Raw genomic sequence first — 6,587 nt, forward strand, 5'->3', positions numbered from 1 at the left:
TCGCTGCCCTCTCACCGTCTTCCCGGGCGAGGCGGCCCAGTGACATGGTGGCGGAGGTCTCGCCGCTCACAGTTGCGGGGGCAGCCGCGGCATCGGGGCGGACCTTCGGCCCACAAGCCCTCACCACGTTCCCGTTTAATCCCCGAGGGGAACCGTCGTGGCTACGGTTAGCATGCCGACCTAATCCGACGTCAACGGACCGGCTCGGTATATCGGCCGCCTGTGCTCCGGATGCGACACCGGCCAGGCGTGGCAACCATGCTACGACGCGATGACCTCGACCGCGTCCCGAGGCAGCAGGCGCCACCAGGCATCCGGCGCATGGAAGGCGTCGTATGCAAACCTCAGCACGGTCTCGGGCTGCCGATGAGACGGATCGAGGGCACCGCGCTGCTCGTTGCGGGTCCAGAGCACCTCCCAGGGGACGTCGAACACCTTCCACTCCACGGAGAGGCCATACCGACCGACGACCTCAAGCTCATCCTCGAACACGGCACGGGTCAGGTGGGTGTCGGCCATCACGACGCTGAAGCCCTGGGCGAGGGCGGTGTCGAGAGCGGCCACCTTCACCGCATGAAGGAGCCGGTGGGCCTGCGTGTCCCAGCCTCCGCGGCGCACCTCCCAGTAGACCTGTCGATCCGGCGGCCAGAGCGCTTGCCTGAGGTCGTCCAGGGTCAGGTGCACCCATCCATCTAGCGGGTCGAACCGACGCGCGTAGGTCGATTTCCCCACCCCAGGGCAGCCGATCAGCCCGACCACCCGCTGAGCGCCCGGGTCAGGCATGGTCGGCGACGCCCTCGTCCTCGTCGGCCGCAAGCTCGGCCTCGATGACCTCACCCCGGAGGTACAGGGCCTGGACCTCGGCCACGCGACGTGCCGCTTGGGCGTGACGGCCCGAGATCGAACTGTCCGGGCGATGGTCGCCGCCCCGCTTGACCGCGAGCAGGTCCGGATCACCCCAACGGTCGAGCAGGACCTGGAAGGCAGCGTGCCGGGCGGCGTCGAAGGCGATCCGCCGTCCCATCATGTCCTTGTAGGGGTGGGCCGGGTGGATGCCGGCGCACGGCACCCAGCCCGCCGGGATCGGCGTCGTCGCGGCGTGCGTGCGCCCGCTCCGCAGGAGTTTCGGCAGGACGTGAGTGTGCGGGCCCTCGGGGCTCGTGCCGCCCGGTCCCGGGATCGGGGCGTAGACTTCGACCCGACCGACCCGGGCGAGGAACACGCGATGCGGGCTCATGGCGACGAGTTGCCGACCGATGGGGTTCTGGTGATCGAACAGGGGTCGTCCGACACCCGACCGCAGGCAGGCGATGGCCTCCGGGTCTCTCGTGCGTACGCAGGCGTCGACCGCGAGCAGATCCAGGCCCAGGTCGAACAGGATGGCGTCCCTGTCTTGTTGGCGTGCGGCCTCCCGATCCGGGCCGAGTTCGGTCACCACGCCGCGCCTGCTCATGGCGCAGGCATCGTCCGGCAGGCAGAGGGCGACGGCGTGATTCCAGCCGGACGCGACCGCGGTCTCGTAGGCCACCGGGCGCAGGTCGGAGCGGACCGTGAGCGCAATGGCGCCGCGCTCGGTCGCCATGCCCAGGCGCACGTCCGGCAGCGCCGTCACCGCCTCGTCCGGGTCGCGCATGAACTCGGCGATGGCCCCGAAACTGCCGAGGCTCCAGGCGGTGCCAGGGTCGGCCAGGGCCTCGCGCAGCAGGGCCGCGACCGCCTCGGCCTGGAATGATGGCGTCATCGCTCTTTTCCTCGTTCGACCGGGACCTTTGCCCAGGGCAGGATGTATCGGGTTCCGTCCACGGCCCGACCTCGCTCCGCCGTCACGCCGAATATGCGGGCCAGCAGGGCATCCGTCAGGGCCCCCTCGGGTGAGGCGTCCGCGACGAGCCGGCCGCCGGATAGCACGACGATCCGGTCGCAGAACCGGGCCGCGAGCGCGAGGTCGTGCAGGACGGCGACCACGCCGGTGCCGTCGCGCGACGCTGCGCGAAGCAGCGCCATGGCGTCGAGCTGGTGGGCCGGGTCCAGGGCCGTGACAGGCTCGTCGACGAGGAGCCACTCGGCCTCGACCGCCAGCGCCCGGGCGAGCAGCGCCCGCATGCGCTCGCCCGAGGACAAGGTCGGCTCGGTCCGGTCGGCGAGATGCCCGACATCTGTCCGCACCATCGCTCGCGCGACCGCGGCCTCGTCAGCGTCCGAGAGCCCCGCGAAGGCGCGGCGGTGCGGCAGGCGACCGAGCGCCACGATTTCGCGCACCGTCATCGGCCAGCCAACGCCGGCGCCCTGGAATAGGGCCGCGATGCGGCGCGCCCGCTCATCACGGTTCATGCCGGACAGCGCGTGGCCGTCGAGGGTGACGCGGCCTCGGGCGGGCGCGACCAGCGCCGCCAGGACGCGCAGGAGCGTGGTCTTGCCGGCCCCGTTCGGGCCGACAAGCCCGACGAAGCGGCCGCGCTCCAGAGCAAGGTCGATGTCCGTGAGGATCGCCCGGCCATCGAGCATCACCCGCACCTCGCGGAGACCGAGGCTCATGCCCGCCTCCCGCGGTTCCGCAGCAGCAACACGATCAGGAACGGTGCGCCGACGAGCGCCGTCACCACGCCGAGCTTGAGTTCGGGCCGGGTGGCGAGCAGGCGCACGCCGATATCCGCTGCGAGCACCAGGACCGCGCCGGCGAGCCCGCTCGGCAACAGGCCGGCACCGGGCCGGGACCCGACGAGCGGACGCATCAGATGCGGCACGACGAGGCCGACGAAGCCGATGGCGCCGGAGACCGCCACCCCGCTGCCGACCGCGAGCGCCGCGCCGGTGACGAGGCGCAACCGCACCGAGACGAGGTTGACCCCGAGGCTCGCGGCCGTGTCCTCCCCGAGCGCGAGGGCGTCGAGCGCGGAACCGGTCGACAGCATCAGGCTCCAGCCGACCACCATCAGCGGCAGGCAGAGGACGACGTGGTCCGGGCTGCGGTCAGCGAGCGCGCCCATCAGCCAGAACACGATCTCGAGGGCCGCATAAGGGTTCGGCGAGAGGTTGAGCGCGAGAGCCGTCAGGGCGCCCGCCAAGCTCGACAGGCCGACGCCCGCGAGGATCAGCCCGAGCGTCGAGCTGCCGCGGGCGGCGAGCGCGTTCAGGAGCAGCGCCGCCACCCCCGCGCCGGCAATGCCGCCGAGCGGCAGGGCAAGGCTCAGCGAGGCGGCGAGCCCGCCGTAGAAGACCAGTACGGCCCCCAAGGCTGCGGCCGAGGAGATGCCGAGAATACCGGGGTCGGCGAGCGGATTGCGCAGGTAGCCCTGCATCGCCGCCCCGGTCAGGCCGAGGCTGAACCCGACGAGGCCACCGAGCAGTGCCCGCGGAATGCGCAGCTCCCACAGCACCATCGCCGCCAGCGTGGTTCGGCCCGCGACGAGGTCTGCGAAGGCGGCCGGAACGTCGAAGGGCGCGTAGCCGATGGCGACCGAGGCGAGTGTCAGCAGGAGGACGGCAACGCCGAGGGTGGCGATGACCACCCGCCGGGCGCGTGGCGTGCCGAGGCGCCGTGAGACAGGACCGGCGACGGTCCGAACGGGCGCGTTCATGGCCGGGGCACTCGCGCGTTCGCGGCTGCCGCCAGGCGCGCCACGACCTCGGCGACCTGGGGCCCCGGGCAGGTCCAGAAGCGGTTCGGGATGGAGACGGTCCGACCCTCACGCGCGAGCGCGCGGAAGATGGGGTGGTGCAGGAGCGTGTCGGCGAGCGAGGGCAGACCCGGCGCACCCTCGTCCACCACGACGAGGTCCGCGTTCGCGAGCGCTGCGGCTTCGAGCGGCACCTGCCCGAACCGGTCGCGTCCGATCTCGGCCGCCACGTTCACGAGGCCCGCGGCGCGGATGAGCGCGTCGCCGAGGCCGCCGGGCGCGACCGTGAAGGCGTTCGGGCGCAGGACGAGGGCCCGCAACGGCCGCGTCGCCGGGGTGACCGCGGCGAGGCGGGCATCGAGGTCCGCGACCAGGGCCTCGCCCCGCTCGGGATGCCCGAGTGCCCCCGCGACCTGCCGGATCTGGGCGCGCACGCCGTCGAGGTCAGCGGGGATGCCGAGTTCGAGCACGGGCGAGCCGACACGCTTGAGCCTGCCGACGGTCGCGCGCGTCGTGAAGGCGCCCGCGATGACGAGGTCGGGCCGGAGCGCGACGACCTCTTCGGTGAGGCCGCGGGTGACCGGAATGCCGGCGGCCGCGGTCGCGACCGTCGATCCGCGCGGGTCGCGGGCGAGGTAGGTGACCGCCAGGACTTGGTCCCGGTCGGCCAGCCGTAGGACGAGTTCGTCCGCGCACAGGTTCATCGAGACCACGCGCACCGGCGCCTCGGCCGTGCCCGCGGCGTGACCCGCGGGCAGTGTGGCCAGGGTGGCCGACAGAGCGAGGACGGCGCGCACGGGCATCGTCACCTCAGAAGCTGGTCAGGCGCACGCCGCCGTAGACGGCGAGCCCCGCTCCCAGGAACCCGGTCGGGTTCTGGTAGCGCTGGTCGAACAGGTTATCGACGCGCGCGAACAGCGTCGTCGTCTCCGACCAGACGTAGTTGGCCGAGAGGTTGACCAGGGTGAAGCCCGGGTTCTTCAGCCGCGTGATGGAGAAATCCCGATTCCCGTCGACGAACGAGCCGAGGGAGATCAGCGTACCGGTGAGCGTCAGGTTCGGCAGCGGCGTCCAGATGCCGGTGAGGCTGACCTTGTGGCGAGGCCGCCGCAGCAGCTCCTGGTTGGCGACCTCGTCCTTCGTCACCGTGTTGGTGTAGTCGACGCGGGCGCTGAAGCTGTCGGTGAGCCTAACCGAGACGAAGCTCTCCGCGCCGTAGGCCACTGCCCGCCCGACGTTCACGTTGGTCGAGAAGGTCGGGAAATAGGCCGTCTGGATCAGGTTGCGGAAGTCGGTCTCGAAGTAGGTGGCGCCGACCAGCACCCTCTCGCCGAGTGGCTGCTCGACGCCGCCGTCGAACCCGAAGCTCTCCTCGGGGCGCAGGTTCGGGTTCCCGAAGAAGCGGAAGCCCGGGTAGTCCTGGTAGAGCTGGCTCAGGGTCGGCGGCTTGAAGCCGGTGCCGACGCTGCCCTTCAGGCGCGTCTCGGTGCCCGGCAGGATGTAGCTCGGCGCGACTCGGAAGGTGGTGGCGCCGCCGAACTGGTCGTTCGCGTCGTGGCGGATGTTGGCCACCAGGAAGGCGCGGTCGGTGATGGCAGACTGCAGCTCGGCGAAGCCGCCGGTGTTGCCGTTCTGGCGGTTCAGCCCGGTCGTCTCGATGCGCTCGTCCTCGCGCTGCGCCCCGAACAGCAGGAGGTTGCCGGGCGCCATCTGCACGTCGCCGCGGTAGTCGAGGCGGGTCCGTTCGCCGAGTGTGGACGTCGGCGTCGGGGACGCGAGCGGGTCGAGGGGACCGGCGAAGAGACGGTCGAAGCTGGCGTAGTTGGCCCCGAACACGTTGTGGAAGCCCGGTACCGGCGTCCACTCGGCCTCGCCGCGCATCAGGAGCTGCTGCTGGTCGTTGAGGTTCCGGTACGGCAGCGGCCGGTAGGGGAAGCCCCCGTCCGCCTGGTCGAGGTAGGCGCTGTCGGAAAACCGCAGCACGTAGTTCAGGCGGACGGTGTCGCTGAGTTGTGCGCCGAGCTTGGTCGAGACGGATCTGATGTCGGTGAAGGCGGTCCGCAGCGGCACACCGACCGGCAGGAGTTCGAAGGGTGTCACCGGCAGCGCGGCTTGCCGCAGGTGCTGGACGCTGACCGAGTAGTCGAAGATGCCCTCCGAGCCGGAGATGCGGCCGCCCTGGTTGGCGGTGCCGTAGGAGCCACCCTCGACGAAGGCGGTGGCCCGGGCCGGACCCTCGCCGCGCTTCGTCACAAAGGAGATCACGCCGCCGATGGCGTCCGCGCCGTAGAGACCGCTCTGGGGCCCGCGCAGCACCTCGATGCGGGACAGATCCTCGGTCAGAAGCTGGCTGAAATCGAAGGCGCGGTTCGGGGTCGAGGGGTCGTTGACGTCGATGCCGTCGATCTGGACCTTCACATGGTTCGAGTTGGTGCCCCGGATGAAGACCGAGGTCTGGCCGCCCGCGCCACCGGTGCGGACCACGTTGAGGCCCGGCACCTGCTGCAGAGCGTCCGGCACGGTGCGGACCTGCTGGACCTCAAGCCGGTCGGACGTCAGCACGGTGACGCTGGACCCGGTCTGGGTGACCGGCGTTGGCACGCCGGTGGCCGCGACCGAGATCTCGGCAAGCGAGACGGCGGTCTCGCCGCCGCGCGGCACGTCCGCGAAGGGCGCGGCCACCTGCTGGGCATGGGCGAAGGGTGCGGCGAGCAGGGCCGGACCGGCGCAGGTGAGCGCCAGCACGCTCCGGAGAGCGGAACCAAGGGTATGGGGCACGGGAGACAAGCCTCGGGCGACGGCAGTGGCACGTCACCGCGAACGAGGCCTCAGCGCACCGCCTCCTCTCGGGATGCGCGGCGCTTCGACACCCGTCAGGACACCCCGCCCGACGCGTTTCGCGTGTGACCACGACTGACGGCAGGTCTCCTGGCTCGCGGGTCGCTGCCCTCTCACCGTCTTCCCGGGCGA

At 71.5% G+C, this 6,587-nt stretch carries 6 protein-coding genes and 2 riboswitches; all 6 genes read right to left on the minus strand.

The window, feature by feature from the left end; translation table 11 throughout:
* Nucleotides 1-172, minus strand: a riboswitch (cobalamin riboswitch). This riboswitch is flagged as partial in the annotation.
* 89 nt (nucleotides 173-261) lie between these two features.
* Genes AX737_RS30785 through AX737_RS30810 form a run of 6 tightly spaced genes read right to left on the minus strand, consistent with a single transcriptional unit; the run spans nucleotide 262 to nucleotide 6,395 of the window.
* Nucleotides 262-783, minus strand: coding sequence for an AAA family ATPase (locus AX737_RS30785; RefSeq protein WP_066927913.1), 522 nt, complete (start codon nucleotides 781-783; stop codon nucleotides 262-264).
* Nucleotides 776-1,741 (minus strand): hypothetical protein, encoded by a 966-nt coding sequence (locus AX737_RS30790; RefSeq protein ID WP_066927915.1) that lies wholly within the window; start codon nucleotides 1,739-1,741, stop codon nucleotides 776-778. The genes AX737_RS30785 and AX737_RS30790 overlap by 8 nt, the downstream gene beginning before the upstream one ends.
* Nucleotides 1,738-2,535 carry an ABC transporter ATP-binding protein gene (locus tag AX737_RS30795; protein WP_156454065.1) on the minus strand — a complete coding sequence of 266 codons (798 nt, stop codon included), beginning with the start codon at nucleotides 2,533-2,535 and terminating at the stop codon, nucleotides 1,738-1,740. Before AX737_RS30795 ends, AX737_RS30790 begins: the two co-directional genes overlap by 4 nt.
* Nucleotides 2,532-3,578, minus strand: coding sequence for an iron ABC transporter permease (locus AX737_RS30800; RefSeq protein ID WP_066927917.1), 1,047 nt, complete (start codon nucleotides 3,576-3,578; stop codon nucleotides 2,532-2,534). Before AX737_RS30800 ends, AX737_RS30795 begins: the two co-directional genes overlap by 4 nt.
* Nucleotides 3,575-4,420, minus strand: coding sequence for an ABC transporter substrate-binding protein (locus AX737_RS30805; RefSeq protein WP_066927921.1), 846 nt, complete (start codon nucleotides 4,418-4,420; stop codon nucleotides 3,575-3,577). Before AX737_RS30805 ends, AX737_RS30800 begins: the two co-directional genes overlap by 4 nt.
* A 7-nt stretch (nucleotides 4,421-4,427) precedes the next feature.
* Nucleotides 4,428-6,395: a TonB-dependent receptor gene (locus AX737_RS30810; RefSeq protein ID WP_156454066.1), complete on the minus strand. Its 1,968-nt coding sequence runs from the start codon at nucleotides 6,393-6,395 to the stop codon at nucleotides 4,428-4,430.
* 122 nt (nucleotides 6,396-6,517) lie between these two features.
* A riboswitch (cobalamin riboswitch) is annotated at nucleotides 6,518-6,587 on the minus strand. This riboswitch is flagged as partial in the annotation.

It is taken from the genome of Methylobacterium sp. CCH5-D2, from assembly GCF_001556475.1.
GTDB lineage: Bacteria > Pseudomonadota > Alphaproteobacteria > Rhizobiales > Beijerinckiaceae > Methylobacterium > Methylobacterium hispanicum.